We start from the raw sequence: 16,847 nt of genomic DNA on the forward strand, positions 1-16,847 counted from the left end.
TCTGAAAACAGTGTATGGTCGGGGCCATGACCGCTGTCATCGAGGCCGTCGGCCTCACCAAGAAGTTCGGCACCACCACCGCACTCGACGGGCTCGACCTCACGGTGCACGAGGGAGAGGTGCACGGCTTCCTCGGCCCCAACGGCGCCGGGAAGTCCACGACGATCCGGGTGCTGCTCGGCCTGCTGCGATCGGACGGCGGCACGGTGCAGGTGTTCGGCCGCGACCCCTGGAAGGACGCCACCGAGCTGCACCGGCAGCTCGCCTATGTCCCCGGCGACGTCGTCCTCTGGCCCAACCTCACCGGTGGCGAGGTCATCGACCTGCTGGGCCGTCTGCGCGGAGGCGTGAACGAGGCCCGCCGCGCTGAGCTGCTGACGGCCTTCGAGCTCGACCCCTCGAAGAAGGGYCGCTCCTACTCCAAGGGGAACCGGCAGAAGGTCGCGCTCGTCGCGGCGCTGGCCTCCGACGTCCCCTTGCTCGTCCTCGACGAGCCCACCTCAGGGCTCGACCCGTTGATGGAGAAGGTCTTCCAGGAACACCTGGCCCGCGTCCGCGCCGAGGGTCGCACGGTCCTGCTGTCCAGCCACATCCTCTCGGAGGTCGAGACCGCAGCCGACCGCGTGAGCATCGTGCGGGCCGGCCGGATCGTCGACTCCGGCACCCTCAGCGACCTGCGCCACCTCACCCGCACGAGCATCACTGCCACCCTCGCCCGGCCGGTCGCCACGGTGGACGCCGAGAGCTGGCCGGGGGTCGACTCGGCCCGGGACGACCGCGGCCGCGTCGTGCTGTCGGTCGAGACGAGCGCGGTCGGCGAGGTGCTGCAGCGGCTGGGCACGCACGGCATCGAGGCCCTGACCTGCCAGCCGCCGACCCTGGAGGAGCTGTTCCTCTCGCAGTACCGCGACGCCCTGCCCGCCCCGGCCCCCCGGGCAGAGGTCTCGGCATGACGTCGTTCGCCGGCACCGGGGCACTCCTGCGGCTCGCGTGGCGCCGTGACCGGTGGATCATCACGATCGGCGCGCTCCTCATGGCCGCCACGGCCTACGCCTCGATGGCCGCCACCCTGGACCTCTACGCAGACCCTGCGCAGGCCGCCGCCGGCGCGAAGGTCATGGCCGACAACCCGTCGCTCACGGCGTTGTACGGGCCGCTCCCCTCCCTGACCTCCGAGGGCATCGGCGTGCTCAAGACGATCATGATGGGCAGCCTGTTCAGCGCGTTCCTCGCCTTCGCCATCGTGCGGAGGCACACCCGCACCGAGGAAGAGGAGGGCCGCTTCGAGCTCGTCGCGGGTGGCGTCGTCGGCCGCCGGGCACCCCTGACCGCTGCCGTCCTGCTCGCGCTGTCGGCGGTCGTCGGCACCGCCGCGCTCTCCTCCCTCAGCCTGCTGCCCACCGGGGTCGACGCGACCGGCGCGCTCGCCCTGGGTGCGGTCGAGGTCGTCGCCGGGCTGGTCATGACCGGGATCACCGCCGTCGCGGTCCAGCTGACCTCCACGACCCGCGGGGCCGGTGGCATCGCGATCGCCGCGCTCGGCGTGGCCTTCGCCGTGCGCGCGATGGCCGACACGACGACGGGCCGGGGCCAGGACCTCGTCTATGCGTCGTTCCTCGGCTGGGCGGAACAGGTCAGCCCGTTCGGGGAGAACCGGCTGTGGTGGCTTGTGCCTGCGGTCGCCTTGACGACGGCGCTCCTCGGGGTGGCCGACGTGCTGCTCCAGCGGCGTGACCTCGGGGCCGGCCTGTGGGCCGCCCGCCCGGGCGCGTCCCGGGCGAGTGCGTCGCTGGGCTCCCCCCTGGGCCTGGCCTGGCGCCTGCACCGCGGGTCGCTGCTGGGGTGGACGATCGGGTATGCCGTGCTGGGCGTTGTCGTGGGGAGCATCGCGAGCTCGGTCAACCAGATCGTCGACAGCCCGGCCGTCGAGGAGATGTTCCGCAAGATGAGCGGCGGCCAGGGATCGATCGTCGACGTCTTCTTCGGGGCCGAGCTGCGGTTCATGGCCGTCGGGGCCGCGGCATACGGCATCTCGACGACGCTCCGGCTCCACTCGGAAGAGGCCACCGGACGCGGAGAGGTCGTCCTGGCGACACCGGTCAGCCGGTGGAGCTGGCTCACCAGCCACGCCGTCATCGCGGCGGCCGGCTCGGTGTGGCTGCTCGCCGTCGTGGGGGTCGCGGCGGGCTTCGCCGCGGGAGCGGTGACCGGCACCGGGGTGTCGGACCTGCTCCCGGCCGCCCTGGCGACCGCCCCGGCCGTCCTCGTGTGCGTTTCGCTCACGGTCGTGCTGTTCGGGCTGCTCCCCCGGTGGTCGTCGCTGGCCTGGGGGCTGCTGGCCGTGTTCGTGCTGCTCGGCGAGTTCGGCGCCCTCCTGTCGCTCCCGGAGTGGGCGCTCGGGCTGTCGCCGTTCGACCACCTCGGCAGCCTGCCCGGCGGTGACGCCAACGCCCTGGGGCTCGTGGGGCTGCTCGTCGTCGCGGCCGTGGCGGCTCTCCTCGGCGCAACGGCCTTCCGGCGCCGCGACCTCGCCACCTGACGCCGGACGCTGGTCGTCCCAGCACAGGTTCCTCGTTCGCGGACACCGTGCAACCTGTCCGTGACCGAGCAACGTTTGCTAGCAAAGGTTGCTCGGTCGGGCGGGGGGGTCAGAGGAGGTCGGTACGTCCCTCGGCGCGCAGCGCGTCGACGACGGCCTTGACGTCCTGGGCGCGCTCGCGTGACATCACGAGCAGCGCGTCCGGCGTGTCGACGACGACCACGTCCTCGAGCCCGACGACGGCCACGATGCGGTCACCCCCGGGGACGACCACCCCACCCGCGTCGACCACCCGCACGGTGGAGGCGTCGCCGAGGACCCGCACGCCCGGCATACCGGCGGCGTCGGAGAGCAGGGCACCGAGGGAGCTGAAGTCGCCCACGTCGTCCCAGCCGAAGCCACCCGGCACCACGGCGACCCGGCCCTCGGCCGCCGCGGGCTCGGCGACGGCGTGGTCGATCGCGATCTTCTCCAGACCCGGCCACACCGTGGATAGCTGCGACGGGTCGGCAGCGAGGGTCCGCAGCCCAGCGGCCAGCGCGGGGTGCCACTGCGCGAGCAGGTCGAGCAGCACCGTGGCCTGTACGACGAACATCCCCGCGTTCCAGCGGAACCGGCCCGTGGCAAGGTACTCCTCCGCCCTGGCGCGGTCGGGCTTCTCCACGAACTGCGTCACCGCGTGCACCGTGCCCGACCCCAGCGAGTCGCCCAGCTCGATGTAGCCGAACCCGGTCGAGGGATGGGTGGGCTCGATGCCGATCGTGACGAGATAGCCCCCCTCGGCCGCGGCCACCGCCTCGACGACGCAGGCCCGGAAGGCATCCTCGTCGCCGATGACGTGGTCGGCCGCGAACGACCCGAGCACGGCCGACGGGTCACGCGCCTCCAGCACCGCAGCAGCCCAGCCGATCGCAGCCATCGAGTCGCGGGGCGCCGGCTCGGCGAGCAGCTGGTCGTCGGGCAGGCCCGGCAGCTGGTCGGCCACGGCCACCCGGTGGGCGTCGCCGGTGACGACGAGCACGCGCGGTCCGGTGAGCGGGGTCAACCGGTCCCACGTCGCCTGGAGCAGCGAGCGCCCGGTGCCGGTGAGGTCATGGAGGAACTTGGGCGAGGTGGCCCGTGACAGCGGCCACAGCCTCGTGCCCGCTCCGCCGGCAGGGATCACCGCCCAGAAGTGGTCGTTCGTTGTCGCAACCTCGGTGGTCGCCGCCGATGACATGGCCGGAACGCTAGCCGACCCACCAGCCGGTCACCTCCCGCTCACCCGACACACCCCTGTCCGTGGCCGTCTCCTCACCCCGGGTGCGGACGCTGGAGTCGTGCGAGTGGCCATCGTGACGGAGTCCTTCCTCCCCTACCTCAACGGCGTGACGACCAGTGTCTGCCGGGTGGTGGAGTGCCTGCGCGACGGCGGCCACGAGGTCCTCGTCGTCGCCCCCCGACCCGCGCCCACGAGCTACGCCGGGTATGCCGTGCACGGCCTCGCGTCCGTGCCCGTGCGGCAGTTCCCGGTCGGCCTCCCCCTCGGTGGCGAGGTGGAGACCCTGCTGCGCGACTTCGCCCCAGACGTCGTGCACGTCGCGTCGCCGTTCGTCCTCGGGGCCAGCGCCCTGTCGGCCGCCGACCGGTTGGGACTGCCCACCGTGGCCGTCTACCAGACCGACATGCCCAGCTACATCCGGCAGCACGGCCCCGGCGTGGTGGGGCGCGGGGCGGCGCGAGCGGCCTGGCGCTGGATCCGTCGCATGCACGAGGTCGCCGACCTGACCCTGGCCCCGTCGTCCGCCACGCTGGCCGAGCTGCGGGCGCACGACATCCCCCGCACGGCTCTGTGGGCCAGGGGGGTCGACGCCGTCCAGTTCCACCCCGGCTGGCGGCTCGACGCCGGCACCCGCGCCCTGCGCCGCTCCCTCGCTCCCGACGACGAGGTCCTCGTCGGCTACGTCGGCCGGCTCGCCCCCGAGAAGGAGCTGGAGCGGCTGACGGCTCTCGCCGGGGTCGCCGGGCTCAAGGTCGTGCTCGTGGGCGACGGCCCGACCCGTGCCCACGACGCCGCCGCGCTCGCGTCCGCCGGGGTCGACGCCGTCTTCCTCGGGCGCCGCCAGGGCGACGACCTCGCGCGGGCGTATGCCGCGTTCGACCTCTTCGTGCACACCGGCACGCGGGAGACCTTCGGCCAGACCCTCCAGGAGGCGGCCGCCACCGGGCTGCCGGTGGTCGCACCCGCCAGGGGTGGCCCGCTCGACCTCGTCGACCACTCGCGGACCGGTCTGCTGTTCGAGCCGGACGAGCCCGGTTCCCTGCGTGAGGCGGTGCTCCACCTGGCCGGCGACGGCGCCAAGCGGCGGGCCATGGGCGAGGCCGCGCGACGGCAGGTCGCCGGGCGCTCGTGGGCGGCCCTCACCGACCAGCTGCTCGGGCACTACGACGCCGCCCAGCGGGCCCGATCTCTGGCGGGCTAGGGCGGACTACCCCTGGCAAAACGGTGGTTGCTCGACGAAACGGCGCCCACAGACCCCGTGTCGTCGAGCAACCACCGTTTCGCGAGGTGGGGACGCGGCATACCGGCCGGTAACCCGCCCTGTCTGGTTTCTCACAGCAGGGGCGTTCACGGTGCACGCTGCCGGGCCGATAACCTGACGGGCGTACTACGGCCCTCGACGCTGGACGACGACTGCCGTGACATCTGCTTCGAAAGGGACGCGCAGTGGCGCAGGCAGCCAACGGGACCCTCTACCGCGGCCGCGAGGGCATGTGGTCGTGGGTGGCCCACCGCATCAGCGGCGTACTGATCTTCCTCTTCCTCTTCGCGCACGTGCTCGACACGGCGCTGGTGCGGGTCTCCCCCGACGCCTACAACGAGGTGATGGGGGCCTACAAGAACCCGGTGGTGGGGCTGGCCGAGGCGGGCCTCGTCGCCGCGGTGATCTTCCACGCGCTCAACGGCCTGCGCATCATCGCCGTCGACTTCTGGTCCAAGGGGCCGAAGTACCAGCGACGGCTCTTCTGGGGCGTCGTCATCGGTTTCGTCGTGCTCTTCGCGCCCTTCGCGATCCGGCACCTGACCATCGTGTTCACGCACTGAGAGGCCGGGGGAACTCATGAGCGCCACCACCGAGACCAACTACCACGCCGGCCCCGACGCCGTCTCCAAGAAGAAGTCCCGCTATCGCCGGGTCTCCAAGGGTCGCGGCAACTTCGAGCTCTGGTCGTGGGTCTTCATGCGGGCCAGCGGCGTGCTGCTGCTCGTCCTCGTCTTCGGCCACCTGTTCGTCAACCTCATGCTCGGCGAGGGCATCCACGGCATCGACTTCGCGTTCGTCGCCGGCAAGTGGGCCAGCCCGTTCTGGCAGACCTGGGACATGCTGATGCTGTGGCTGGCCGAGCTGCACGGGTTCAACGGGGTCCGCACGATCATCAACGACTACACCGAGAAGGACCGCACGCGGTGGATCCTCAAGGGTCTCCTCGTCGCGAGCGCGCTGCTCGTCATGGTGCTGGGCACCCTGGTCATCTTCACCTTCGACCCGTGCCTCGACCCCTCCTCCACCCTCTCCGTGTGCGCACGATGACCCTGGATCGCCAAAGGAACCAACACTGATGCAGACGCACAAGTACGACGTCGTGATCGTCGGGGCCGGTGGTGCAGGCATGCGCGCCGCGCTCGAGTCCAGCACCCGCACGCGCACGGCGGTGCTGACCAAGCTCTACCCGACCCGCTCCCACACCGGCGCGGCACAGGGCGGCATGTGTGCCGCCCTCGCCAACGTCGAGGAGGACAACTGGGAGTGGCACACCTTCGACACCGTCAAGGGTGGCGACTACCTCGTCGACCAGGACGCTGCCGAGATCATGTGCCGCGAGGCCATCGACGCCGTCATCGACCTCGAGAAGATGGGCCTGCCGTTCAACCGCACGCCCGAGGGCAAGATCGACCAGCGCCGGTTCGGAGGCCACACCCGCAACCACGGTGAGGCCGCCGTCCGCCGGTCGTGCTTCGCCGCCGACCGCACCGGCCACATGATCCTCCAGACGCTCTACCAGAACTGCGTCAAGCAGGGCGTCGAGTTCTACAACGAGTTCTACGTCCTCGACCTGCTGATGAACACCGGCGCCGACGGCGTCGAGCACACCGCGGGGGTCGTCGCCTACGAGCTGGCCACCGGCGAGCTGCACGTGTTCCAGGCCAAGTCCGTGGTCTTCGCGACCGGAGGCACCGGCAAGGTCTTCAAGACCACGTCGAACGCGCACACCCTCACCGGCGACGGCATGGGCGTGGCGTTCCGCCGCGGCATCCCGTTGGAGGACATGGAGTTCTTCCAGTTCCACCCGACCGGCCTCGCCGGCCTCGGCATCCTGCTGTCCGAAGCCGCCCGTGGTGAGGGCGGCATCCTGCGCAACGCCGACGGCGAGCGCTTCATGGAGCGCTACGCCCCCACCATCAAGGACCTCGCACCCCGCGACATCGTCGCGCGATCGATGGCCAACGAGGTGCGCGAGGGCCGCGGCGCTGGTCCCAACAAGGACTACGTGCTCCTCGACCTCACCCACCTCGAGCCGGCCCACATCGACGCCAAGCTCCCTGACATCACCGAGTTCGCCCGCACCTACCTCGGCGTCGAGCCCTACACCGAGCCCGTGCCGGTCTACCCGACGGCGCACTACGCCATGGGTGGCGTGCCCACGAACGTCGAGACCGAGGTGCTGCGCAACAACACCGACGTCGTCCCCGGCCTCTTCGCGGCCGGCGAGGTCGCGTGCGTCTCCGTCCACGGGTCCAACCGCCTCGGCACCAACAGCCTGTTGGACATCAACGTCTTCGGGCGCCGAGCCGGCATCGCCGCCGCGGAGTATGCCGCGCACGCACCGTTCGTCGAGCTGCCGGCCAACCCGGCCGGGCTCGTCGAGGGAATGGTCGAGACCATCCGCACCCGCGAGAGCGGCGAGCGAGTGGCTGACCTGCGCCGGGCGCTCCAGGAGACGATGGACCGCAACGTCCAGGTGTTCCGCACCGAGGCCTCCATGAAGGAAGCCCTCGGCGTCATCGACGAGCTCAAGGAGCGGTACGCCGCGGTCGTCGTGCAGGACAAGGGCAAGCGCTACAACACCGACCTGCTCGAGGCCATCGAGCTGGGCTTCCTCATCGAGCTTGCCGAGGTCATCACGCTCGGCGCGCTGGCCCGCAAGGAGTCCCGCGGCGGACACTTCCGCGAGGACTACGAGGCCCGCGACGACGTGAACTTCATGCGCCACACGATGGCCTACCGCGCGCCGGTCACCGACGTGGAGCAGGGGCCCAAGTTCGCCGACGAGGTGCGCCTCGACTACAAGCCCGTGACCGTCACCCGCTACCAGCCGATGGAGCGCAAGTACTGATGACCGCCACTGCAGAGAAGGCCACGACCGGCGACTCCCCCAAGGCGGGGGCCGTCCCGTCGTTCACCGTCACGCTCAAGATCTCGCGGTTCGACCCCGAGACCGACAGCGAGCAGCACTGGGAGACCTACCAGGTCACCGCGCACGCCACCGACCGTGTCCTGGACGCGCTGCACCAGATCAAGTGGGACCAGGACGGCTCGCTGTCGTTCCGCCGGTCCTGCGCCCACGGTGTCTGCGGCTCGGACGCCATGCGGATCAACGGCAAGAACCGGCTCGCCTGCAAGACGCTGATCAAGGACGTCAACCCCGACAAGCCGATCACCGTCGAGCCGATCAAGGGCCTTCCCGTCGAGAAGGACCTCATCGTCGACATGGAGCCGTTCTTCGACGCCTACCGCGAGGTCATGCCGTTCCTCATCACCGAGGGCAACGAGCCGACGCGCGAGCGGATCCAGAGCCAGGCCGACCGCGACCGGTTCGACGACACCACGAAGTGCATCCTCTGCGCCGCGTGCACCACGAGCTGCCCGGTGTTCTGGAACGACGGCCAGTACTTCGGCCCTGCCGCGATCGTCAACGCCCACCGCTTCATCTTCGACAGCCGCGACGACGGTGGCACGCAGCGCCTGGAGATCCTCAACGACAAGGAAGGGGTGTGGCGCTGCCGCACCACCTTCAACTGCACCGACGCCTGCCCTCGCGGCATCGAGGTGACGAAGGCCATCCAGGAAGTGAAGCGCGCGCTCCTGACCTCGCGCTTCTAGCCTTGGTCCTCGTGACAGAGTCGTCGCGAAGCCGCGCCACCGGGTGTCGCGGCCATCGAGCTGGGCGCTTGGTCTCGACGGTCGCGCTCGTGGTGGCGGTCGCAGTCCCCGGCTCGGCGGTGGCACTCTCGCCCGCTGCTGCCGTCGCGGCGGTGAGCACGCCCCAACCCAGCCCCACGACGAAGGCGCTCCCGACGCCGGCGAGCACGGTGGACCCGCTGATGTCGATCGGGGGGCCGCAGCTGGCGTCGATGGGGGTCGTCACGGACCTGCCGGCCGGGGTGCCCGCTCCGCCCGTGCTGAAGGACGTGTCGTGGGTGCTGGCCGACCTCGACTCGGGGAAGGTGATCGCCGCCAAGGCCGCCCACGCGCGGCTGCTGCCGGCGAGCACGCTGAAGACGCTCACCGCCCTCACCCTGATCCCCGAGGTGCCGGCCACCAAGGTCTTCGTCGCGACCCAGGCTGACGCCCACGCCGACGGGACGCGAGTCGGGCTCGTCCCCGGGCTGCCCTACACGGGACGCCAGCTCTTCCAGGGGCTGTTGATGTCGTCCGGCAACGACGCGGCCTACGCGCTGGCCGAGGCCGGCGGCGGGCGCGAGGCGACGCTGGCCGCGATGAACGAGCACGCGGCATACCTCGGGGCGCATGACACGGTCGCGAAGGACCCGTCGGGCCTGGACGTGCCGGGGCAGACGTCGAGCGCCTACGACCTCGCATTGATCGGGCGAGCAGCGCTGCAGCTCAAGGACTTCCGCGTGTATGTCGCGACCAAGCAGGTCGACTTCCCCGGGGGTCTGATCCCGAAGCGGAAGAAGCGGGCGACGTTCAAGATCCAGAACCACAACCGGCTCCTCTACAACTACGAGGGCACCATCGGGGTCAAGAACGGCTACACGGAGAAGGCCAACCGCACCTTCATCTCGGCGGTGACCCGTGGCGGGCGCACCTACCTGCTCACCGAGATGTACGGGCTGGACTCGTCGTGGCGGCCGCAGGCGGCGATGTACGACTGGGCCTTCGCGTACGGCGCCCGCGCCGGAGCCGTGGGCGAGCTCGTCGCCCCGGGCTCGGTCACGACCCCGCCGACCCTGCCACCGAACACCGCGACGCCCAGCCTCCCGCCCCCCGCCGGTGAGCCGGTCGCGCCAGGGGCGGCGGGGGCGGCGGGGGCGGCGGGGGCGGGGGCCAGGGCGGCCATCCCCGCCTCCACCCCGGACGACCGCGTCGTCGTGTCCCTCACGACGCTCGGGCTCGCCGGCACCGCCGTCGTGCTGCTGGCCCTCACGGTCCTGGTCATCGCCCGGCGCCGGGTCGTCAAGGCCCGTCGCGCCGCGCGACACCGCTGACCCGACCCCGCGGTACCGACCGCCGCTGGACCGGGCCAGTCGACCCACCGCGGGCGCCCGGTCACGGTCCCGCCCAGACACGGCCCTTCCCACTCACGGGGCAGTCGGGGCACGGCGGGTCACGAGCGGCGGGTCAGGAGCGGCGGACCAGGCTTCGTATGCCGCGGGCGACCGTGCCGAGCGCGACTGCGCCGACCGCCCCGAGCACCGCACCCGCGGCGACGCTCGTGCGGTCGGCGGCGCGTTGGCCGAAGGTGGGCAGGCCCGCGTCGGTCCGCTCACGGACGGTGACCAGGGCTTCGGTGTCCGGTCCCTCCACGAGCTTGTCGACCTGGCCGGTGGTCAGGCCGGGGGCCGCGACGCCGGTGTCGAGGTCGTTGGCCGCCCAGGCCGCCGAGATGAGGATGACCCGCGACATGAAGTTGAGCCACACGAGCAGGCCGACGACGAGCGCGAACCCGAGGTAGAGCTTGTTGTGCGTGGTGCTCGAGATGAGGAGCGTGCCGAACATCTTGAGCACGGTCAGGCCGATCCCACCGAAGATCGCGCCGTGGCGGACCGCGGGCCAGGGGAGGTGGACCCCCGAGAGGATGCGCAGCATGACCGCCACGATCGAGCCGTCGAGGGCGACGCCCACGACGAGGGCGACGATCGTCAGCACCCAGGCCTGGCCACCGAGTCCGATGAGGTCGGCGAACCAGGAGGCAGCCGTCCCCGCGACGGCGCCGACGGCAGCCGACAGCAGGATCGCGACCCCCAGGAGGAGCAGGACCCCCAGGTCGCGGAGCTTGGTGACCACCGCGTTGCCGGGGGTGCCCTGCACTCCGAAGATCGCGCGGATGCCGTCCCGCAGCGCGCCCAACCAGCCGGTGCCAGCCAGGATGAGCCCGACGACCGAGATGACGCCCTGCACCGACAGGGCCGCACCGGTGGGCACGCTGACGTCGATGACGCCGTTGGGCTGGTCGGGCGTCTTGACGAACCCGGGCAGCAGGTTGTTGATGGCGTCCTTGGTGTCGGCGAGCAGCTGGGGCTGGCTGCGCAGCACGATCCCGAACACGGTGAACGCCAGCAGCACGGCGGGGAACACCGAGAAGAAGGCGAAGTAGCCCACGCCGCCCGCGATGAGGTTGCCGCGGTGGTCGCCGTAGCGCTTCCAGGCGCGCCAGGCGGGTGTCGCCTGGATCCGCGCCCACCAGGCCTTGAGGGTCTGCACCGTCAGGCTCCGTCCAGCTCGAACGACCGCACCGGTCGCCACACGCCGTCGGCGCCGTGCTCGTAGAGGTGGAAGTCCGTGACGTCGAAGGTGCACTCGAAGTCGGCGAGGTCGCGGAAGGCACGGTCGAGGTTGTCGTCGGAGACGTGGTGCGCCACGGTCACGTGCGGGTGGTAGTAGAAGTCCAGCTTGCGCTTGAGCGGACCCCGTCGCACCGACTTCTCAAGCAGCTCGCAGTCGGCCAGCCCACCGGAGACCTGCACGAACACCACCGGCGAGATGGGACGGAACGTGCCGGTGCCGCGCAGCACCATCGGGAACGCGCGGCCCTGGGCCGCAACGTCCGCCAAGTGGTCGACGACGCCGGACAGTTCATCACCCTCCACCTCGGTGGGCGGCAGCAGGGTCACGTGGGTCGGGATCGAGTCGGCCAAGGGGTCGCCGAACGAGGCGCGCTTGGCCTGCAGCATCTCCGCATGGGGTGACGGGATGGCGATGGACACACCGATGGTGGGCACGACGGCGACCCTACCGAAGGCTGTCGTCGGGCATGCGGTGGTCAGCGAGCACTGGGCAGCAGTCCTGCGGCCGCGCGCACGCGGGCCATCGTGGCCTGGGCGACCTCGCGTGCCCGGTCCGCGCCATCGGCGAGGATCCGATCGAGCTCGGCGGGGTCGTCGAGGAGCTCGGTCATCCGCTCCTGGAAGGGCGTGAGGCGCTCGACCACCACGTCGGCCACCTCCTTCTTGAGGTCGCCGTAGCCGCGTCCCTCGAACGAGGCCGCGACCTCCTCCACGGGAGTGCCCGACAGCACCGAGTGGATGACGAGGAGGTTGGAGATGCCCGGCTTGTGCTCGGGGTCGTAGCGGACCTCGCCGTCGGTGTCGGTGACGGCCGACCGGATGTTCTTGGCGATCTTGGCCGGGTCCTCCATCAGGTCGATCAGGCCCTTGGGCGACGACCCCGTCTTGCTCATCTTCGAGGTCGGGTCCTGCAGGTCCATGATCTTGGCGGCGCCCTTGACGATGTAGGCGTCCGGCACCACGAGCGTCTCGCCGAACCGCGTGTTGAACCGCTCGGCGAGGTCACGGGTGATCTCGAGGTGCTGGCGCTGGTCCTCCCCGACCGGCACGTAGGCCGCGTCGTACATGAGGATGTCGGCGGCCATCAGCATCGGGTAGGTGAGCAGCCCGACGTTGGCGTTCTGGCCCTTGGCGACCTTGTCCTTGAACTGGGTCATCCGCCGCGCCTCGCCGTCGCCGGTCAGGCAGTTCATCACCCAGCCGAGCTCGGCGTGCTCGGTGACGTGGCTCTGGCAGAACACCGCGGAGGTCTTGGGGTCGACTCCGCCGGCGAGGAACTGGGCGGCGGTCACGCGGGTGCGGTGGCGCAGCACAGCCGGCTCGGTGGGCACGGTGAGCGCGTGGAGGTCGGCGACGAAGTAGTAGGCGTCGAAGTCGTCCTGCAGCTTCACCCAGTTGACCAGCGCCCCGAGGTAGTTGCCGAGGTGCAGAGAGTCGCTGGTCGGCTGCATCCCGGACAGGATCCGGGGCAGCGCAGCGGGTGCGGACGATTCAGGCATGCCCGTCATTCTGTCAGGTCAGGTGCAGAAGGAAACCTTGGGCGGGTGAGAGCACCGGAAGCGCCAGACCGACCTGTCCCAGCGCCGCTCCACTGACCGTGATGCCTTCGTCGAGGGCGCGGTCCCACCAGCCGGGGCCGCGCACCTGGGTCGCCTCCGGCAGCCCTGCCTCAGGACGCACCCGGACAGTGTACGTCCGCTGGGGATCGAGCCCGGGGAGGGTGAGCAGGCCCGGCGTCACCGAGGGACCGGTCTGCGTCCGCAGGACCGTGTATGCCGCCTGCTCACCTCCCGGCGCGACGGTCCCGGTCACGAGCAGGCCCCGCTCGTCGGGGAGATCGGCCCGCACGAGGTCGCCGGTGTGCACCAGCGGCCTCATCTCGCGGTAGAGCGCCGACCAGGCGGTCAGCGCGGTCAGCTCGTCGGGCGTGCAGGTGGTGATGTCCCACTCGAGCCCGGCATGGCCCTGCAGCGCCACGAGCATGCGGAAGGAGAGATCGAGGGTGCGGTGGGTCGTGTGGGCTCTCGCCGGGCCGATGTGGGTGCCCATCAGCTCGGCGGGCACGAGGAGGGAGGTCCAGCGCTGGATCTGCGCACGCTCGAGCGCGTCGTTGCAGTCACTGGTCCAGATCCGGTCGGTGCGGGCCAGGACACCGAGGTCGACCCGCGCGCCCCCGCTGGAGCAGGACTCGATCTCCAGTGCCGGGTGGGCCACCCGCAACCGGTCGAGCAGCGCGTAGAACGCCGCCGTCTGGGCGTGCACCGCGTGACGGTCGACGCCGTCGGGGCCGGTGCGCACCGCCTCGTGCAGGTCGCGGTTGTGGTCCCACTTGATGAAGTCGATGCCGAGCTCGCCCACGAGGGCGCTGATCTGCTGCTCGACGTGGGCTGCCGCGGCCGAGTTGGCCAGGTCGAGCACGTGCTGCTGGCGCGACGGCCGCGGGGGCCCGGCGAGGGGACCGAGGACCCAGTCGGGGTGGGCACGCACGAGGTCGGAGTCGAGGTTGACCATCTCGGGCTCGAACCACAGCCCGAACTCCATGCCGTGTCCCTTGACGTGCTTGACCAAGGGGCCCAGCCCCTGCGGCCAGGCGTCGGTGGAGACGACCCAGTCGCCCAGCCCGCTGGTGTCGTCGCGCCGGCTCCCGAACCAGCCGTCGTCGAGGACGAACCGCTCGACGCCGATCCCTGCAGCGACGTCGGCGAGCTGCGTCAGGCGGTCGAGGTCGTGGTCGAAGTAGACCGCCTCCCAGGTGTTGAGCACGAGGGGTCGCGGGGTGTTGCTGTGGGTGGCGGTGCTGCGCTGGCTGCGGTGCAGCCTGCGCGACAGCCCGTCCAGGCCGTCGGTGGCGTGGACGAACACCACGTCGGGCGCCGTGTAGGTCTCTCCCGGCCCCAGGCGCACCTCGCCGGGCTCGAGGAGCTCTCCACCGCCGAGGACGGCGGCATGGATGCCGGCGCCCTCGGGGAGTCGTTCGGTGAGGTGCTCGTGGTTGCCGCTCCACGCGACGTGGACCGACCAGACCTCCCCCGTGCGGAAGCCGAAGCCGGCGGTGCCCACGGTCAGCAGGAGGGTGGCATCGTGACCGGTGCGGCCGCGACGCGACGCCCGCAGGTGGGTGCCGTCCTGGAGGACCGAGCGCTGGGGCGAGCGCTCGCGGCACCACCGACCGGTCAGGTCGAGCACCTCGGTGGCGCGCGACGGGAGCGGGAGAAGCGCCCGGAGCGCGCCGACATCGAGGGGCCCCGCCCCGGCGTCGCCACGGTTCGTCACCGACGTCGACACCCGGAGCACCCCGTGCTCGTCGAGCGAGTGGCGCAGCACCACCTCGGTCGCACCGTCGCGGGCGGTGCTGACCAGCGAGCGCTCGCCGTCGAGGCGCGAGGTGACGTCCCACCGTGGTGCGGCGGCGCCGCCGGCGCGGTGCGCGGCATACCCCGGGGTGCCCAGCCAGCCGTCACCGGCGGTGGGGAGCACGGTCAGCGGCCACGGCTCGTCGAGCGCGTTGTGGGGCACCGGGCCGACCACGATGCCGGGCAGCTCGGCGACCACGGCGTCGGGCAGGTCGGCACCCCAGTGCAGCACTCTCGGGAGGCCGCCCCCGGAGGTCTCGAGGACGAGGCAGGTGCCAGCGGACCGGAGGGTTACGGTCTGCGACGTCATCCCTTGGTGGCTCCCAGGGTCAGGCCTGCGACGAACTGCTTCTGCAGGAGGAAGAAGACGATGAGGGTGGGCAGCGCGATGACCACCGAACCGGCCGCGACGAGGTTGTTGTCGGTGAAGAACTGGCCCCGCAGGTTGTTGATCGAGCTCGTCACGGGGTACTTGTCGCCCGACTGGAGGAGCACCGTCGCCCAGAAGAACTCGTTGTAGATCCAGGTGACCTCGAGCGTCGCCAGCGCCGCGAGCGGCGGGCGGCACAGCGGCAGGGTGAGCTGGAAGAACTGGCGCAGGACCCCGGCCCCGTCGACCACGGCCGACTCGTAGATCTCGCGCGGCAAGGCCTTCATGTAGTTGGACAGGACGAACGTGCAGAACCCGGTCTGGAACGCCACGTTGACGAGGATCAGGCCCCAGTACGAGTTGAGCAGGGTGCCCGAGTCGCTGACCCAGAACGGCACCTCGATGGAGCGGAACATGCGGTACACCGGGATCAGCAGGGCCTGGGGCGGCAGCAGGTTGGCCGCGGTGAAGAGCCCGAGCAGGGCGAGGTTGAACTTGAACGAGAACCGTGCGACCACGAACGCCACGCAGCTCGACAGGAAGAGCGTCAGCAGCACGGCGGGTACCGTGATGTAGGCCGAGTTGAGCATGGTGTGGGAGAAGTTCGCCTGCTCCCACGCGTTCTTGTAGTTGGCCAGCGTGAACCCGCCGAAGGACAGGTAGCCGTGCTTCGACGTGTAGGCGTAGTCGCGGAAGCTGTTGAGGACGGCGTAGGCGACCGGGAAGATCCACACGAGCGCCACCACGGCCAGGAAGACCTGGATGCCGCGGTTGCCCTTCTTGGTGCCGGCCGACTGGGTGCGCTTGCCGACGAGCGGGTTCTTGGTCCCGGGCACCGCGACCTGCGGGGCCTCGCTGCTGGCAGTCATCGCTGCTCCCTCATGACGATCCGTAGGTAGATGACGATGAAGATGGAGGAGATGACGAGCATGAAGGTGGCCAGGGCCGACCCGAAGCCGATCCGGCTGGCCTCCCCCACGATGTTGCTCGTCACGAGGGTCGAGATCAGCTCGAGGCCGTTGCGGCCCTTGTTGATGACCCAGACCAGGTCGAAGGCCCGCAGCGACTCGATGACGGTGACGACGAGCACGATGATGTTGATCGGGAACATCACGGGGAAGACGACCCTGAAGAACGTGGTGCGCTCGTTGGCCCCGTCGACCTTGGCCGCCTCGCGCAGCGTCGGGTCGACGCCCTTCAGACCAGCCAGGTAGAGCAGCATGATGTAGCCGACGTGTCGCCAGCTCGAGGCGAGCAGGGCCGCCCAGAGGTTGTAGCGCTGGTCGCCGTACCAGTCGATCGAGCCACCGGTGACCTGGTTGATGAAGCCCTGGTCACGGCTGTAGATGAGCTGCCAGATGAATCCGACCAGGGCCAGCGACAGCACCACCGGCAGGTAGATCGCGGTCTGGTAGACCCGTGACCCCCGCACCTCGCGGTCGAGCAGCACGGCCAGGAACATCCCGATCGGGGTGGCGATGAAGAACATCACCGCCAACCAGATCAGGTTGTGCTGGAGTGCCGGCACGAACGGCGGGTAGATCGTCAGGACGTCCTTGTAGTTCTGGAGCCCCACGGCCTTGGCCGAGGAGATCGGGCCGATCCCGTCCCAGTTGGTGAAGGAGAGCAGGACCGACCCGATCGCCGGGGCGACCACGAGCCACAGCACCAGCAAGGTCGGGACGCCCACCATCAGGGAGACGACGACCCGGTCCACCGGGGAGAGGTGGTCGATGCCCTTGTACTTGGAGCGCTTCGGCTTGGCGTTCTTGGTCGTGGTCTGTGTCGACACGA

At 70.7% G+C, this 16,847-nt stretch carries 15 protein-coding genes; 8 read left to right on the top strand and 7 right to left on the bottom strand.

Translation table 11 applies throughout. From position 1 onward, the window contains the following. Nucleotides 1-26 precede the first annotated feature (26 nt). Both AC1DX8_RS05150 and AC1DX8_RS05155 read left to right on the top strand, forming a co-directional pair. On the top strand, nt 27-953 hold the full coding sequence (locus AC1DX8_RS05150) for an ABC transporter ATP-binding protein (protein ID WP_477628840.1): 927 nt from the start codon (nt 27-29) through the stop codon (nt 951-953). Continuing rightward, nucleotides 950-2,539 carry an ABC transporter permease gene (locus AC1DX8_RS05155; RefSeq protein WP_477628841.1) on the top strand — a complete coding sequence of 530 codons (1,590 nt, stop codon included), beginning with the start codon at nt 950-952 and terminating at the stop codon, nt 2,537-2,539. The genes AC1DX8_RS05150 and AC1DX8_RS05155 overlap by 4 nt, the downstream gene beginning before the upstream one ends. A gap of 109 nt (nt 2,540-2,648) precedes the next feature. Here AC1DX8_RS05155 and AC1DX8_RS05160 read toward each other — a convergent pair whose 3' ends face one another. Beyond that, nucleotides 2,649-3,758, bottom strand: a complete 1,110-nt coding sequence (locus AC1DX8_RS05160; protein WP_477628842.1) for a mannose-1-phosphate guanylyltransferase — start codon at nt 3,756-3,758, stop codon at nt 2,649-2,651. 100 nt (nt 3,759-3,858) lie between these two features. Between AC1DX8_RS05160 and AC1DX8_RS05165 the strand changes: the two genes are divergently transcribed. The 6 genes from AC1DX8_RS05165 to AC1DX8_RS05190 all read left to right on the top strand — a co-directional run bounded on the left by AC1DX8_RS05165 (nt 3,859) and on the right by AC1DX8_RS05190 (nt 10,031). Then, complete coding sequence (locus AC1DX8_RS05165) at nt 3,859-5,001, top strand: glycosyltransferase family 4 protein (RefSeq protein WP_477628843.1); 1,143 nt, start codon at nt 3,859-3,861, stop codon at nt 4,999-5,001. A 245-nt stretch (nt 5,002-5,246) separates the two neighbouring features. Further along, nucleotides 5,247-5,624, top strand: a complete 378-nt coding sequence (gene sdhC, locus AC1DX8_RS05170) for a succinate dehydrogenase, cytochrome b556 subunit (protein WP_477628844.1) — start codon at nt 5,247-5,249, stop codon at nt 5,622-5,624. 16 nt (nt 5,625-5,640) lie between these two features. Further along, a complete protein-coding gene (locus tag AC1DX8_RS05175) occupies nt 5,641-6,111 on the top strand; it encodes a succinate dehydrogenase hydrophobic membrane anchor subunit (RefSeq protein ID WP_477628845.1) in 471 nt (156 codons plus the stop codon). A gap of 28 nt (nt 6,112-6,139) precedes the next feature. Further along, on the top strand, nt 6,140-7,915 hold the full coding sequence (gene sdhA / locus AC1DX8_RS05180) for a succinate dehydrogenase flavoprotein subunit (RefSeq protein WP_477628846.1): 1,776 nt from the start codon (nt 6,140-6,142) through the stop codon (nt 7,913-7,915). Further along, a complete protein-coding gene (locus AC1DX8_RS05185; protein WP_477628847.1) occupies nt 7,915-8,682 on the top strand; it encodes a succinate dehydrogenase iron-sulfur subunit in 768 nt (255 codons plus the stop codon). Before sdhA ends, AC1DX8_RS05185 begins: the two co-directional genes overlap by 1 nt. A gap of 11 nt (nt 8,683-8,693) precedes the next feature. Beyond that, nucleotides 8,694-10,031 carry a D-alanyl-D-alanine carboxypeptidase family protein gene (locus tag AC1DX8_RS05190; protein ID WP_477628848.1) on the top strand — a complete coding sequence of 446 codons (1,338 nt, stop codon included), beginning with the start codon at nt 8,694-8,696 and terminating at the stop codon, nt 10,029-10,031. A 133-nt stretch (nt 10,032-10,164) separates the two neighbouring features. On the opposite strand, the gene AC1DX8_RS05195 is transcribed toward AC1DX8_RS05190, so the two are convergent. From AC1DX8_RS05195 to AC1DX8_RS05220, 6 genes are read right to left on the bottom strand one after another with little or no spacing between them, the layout of a single operon-like run. Beyond that, nucleotides 10,165-11,247, bottom strand: coding sequence for a YihY/virulence factor BrkB family protein (locus AC1DX8_RS05195; protein ID WP_477628849.1), 1,083 nt, complete (start codon nt 11,245-11,247; stop codon nt 10,165-10,167). A gap of 2 nt (nt 11,248-11,249) precedes the next feature. Continuing rightward, the gene (locus AC1DX8_RS05200) at nt 11,250-11,765 is read right to left on the bottom strand and encodes a 2'-5' RNA ligase family protein (RefSeq protein ID WP_477628850.1); all 516 of its coding nucleotides are present in this window, start codon (nt 11,763-11,765) and stop codon (nt 11,250-11,252) included. 41 nt (nt 11,766-11,806) lie between these two features. Beyond that, nucleotides 11,807-12,838: a tryptophan--tRNA ligase gene (gene trpS / locus AC1DX8_RS05205; RefSeq protein WP_477628851.1), complete on the bottom strand. Its 1,032-nt coding sequence runs from the start codon at nt 12,836-12,838 to the stop codon at nt 11,807-11,809. A 4-nt stretch (nt 12,839-12,842) separates the two neighbouring features. Further along, nucleotides 12,843-14,993 carry an alpha-galactosidase gene (locus AC1DX8_RS05210; protein ID WP_477628852.1) on the bottom strand — a complete coding sequence of 717 codons (2,151 nt, stop codon included), beginning with the start codon at nt 14,991-14,993 and terminating at the stop codon, nt 12,843-12,845. After that, the gene (locus AC1DX8_RS05215) at nt 14,990-15,922 is read right to left on the bottom strand and encodes a carbohydrate ABC transporter permease (protein ID WP_477628853.1); all 933 of its coding nucleotides are present in this window, start codon (nt 15,920-15,922) and stop codon (nt 14,990-14,992) included. The genes AC1DX8_RS05210 and AC1DX8_RS05215 overlap by 4 nt, the downstream gene beginning before the upstream one ends. Further along, on the bottom strand, nt 15,919-16,845 hold the full coding sequence (locus AC1DX8_RS05220; protein WP_477628854.1) for a carbohydrate ABC transporter permease: 927 nt from the start codon (nt 16,843-16,845) through the stop codon (nt 15,919-15,921). The genes AC1DX8_RS05215 and AC1DX8_RS05220 overlap by 4 nt, the downstream gene beginning before the upstream one ends. Nucleotides 16,846-16,847: the final 2 nt, after the last annotated feature.

It is taken from the genome of Pedococcus sp. P2_A3 (genome assembly GCF_056405035.1).

Excerpts from the sequence above, each read along its gene's own strand:
- AC1DX8_RS05155 (WP_477628841.1), top strand. The coding sequence starts at position 950 with ATGACGTCGTTCGCCGGCACCGGGGCACTCCTGCGGCTCGCGTGGCGC.
- AC1DX8_RS05160 (WP_477628842.1), bottom strand. The coding sequence starts at position 3,758 with ATGTCATCGGCGGCGACCACCGAGGTTGCGACAACGAACGACCACTTC.
- AC1DX8_RS05175 (WP_477628845.1), top strand. The coding sequence starts at position 5,641 with ATGAGCGCCACCACCGAGACCAACTACCACGCCGGCCCCGACGCCGTC.
- sdhA (WP_477628846.1), top strand. The coding sequence starts at position 6,140 with ATGCAGACGCACAAGTACGACGTCGTGATCGTCGGGGCCGGTGGTGCA.
- AC1DX8_RS05185 (WP_477628847.1), top strand. The coding sequence starts at position 7,915 with ATGACCGCCACTGCAGAGAAGGCCACGACCGGCGACTCCCCCAAGGCG.
- trpS (WP_477628851.1), bottom strand. The coding sequence starts at position 12,838 with ATGACGGGCATGCCTGAATCGTCCGCACCCGCTGCGCTGCCCCGGATC.
- AC1DX8_RS05210 (WP_477628852.1), bottom strand. The coding sequence starts at position 14,993 with ATGACGTCGCAGACCGTAACCCTCCGGTCCGCTGGCACCTGCCTCGTC.
- AC1DX8_RS05215 (WP_477628853.1), bottom strand. The coding sequence starts at position 15,922 with ATGACTGCCAGCAGCGAGGCCCCGCAGGTCGCGGTGCCCGGGACCAAG.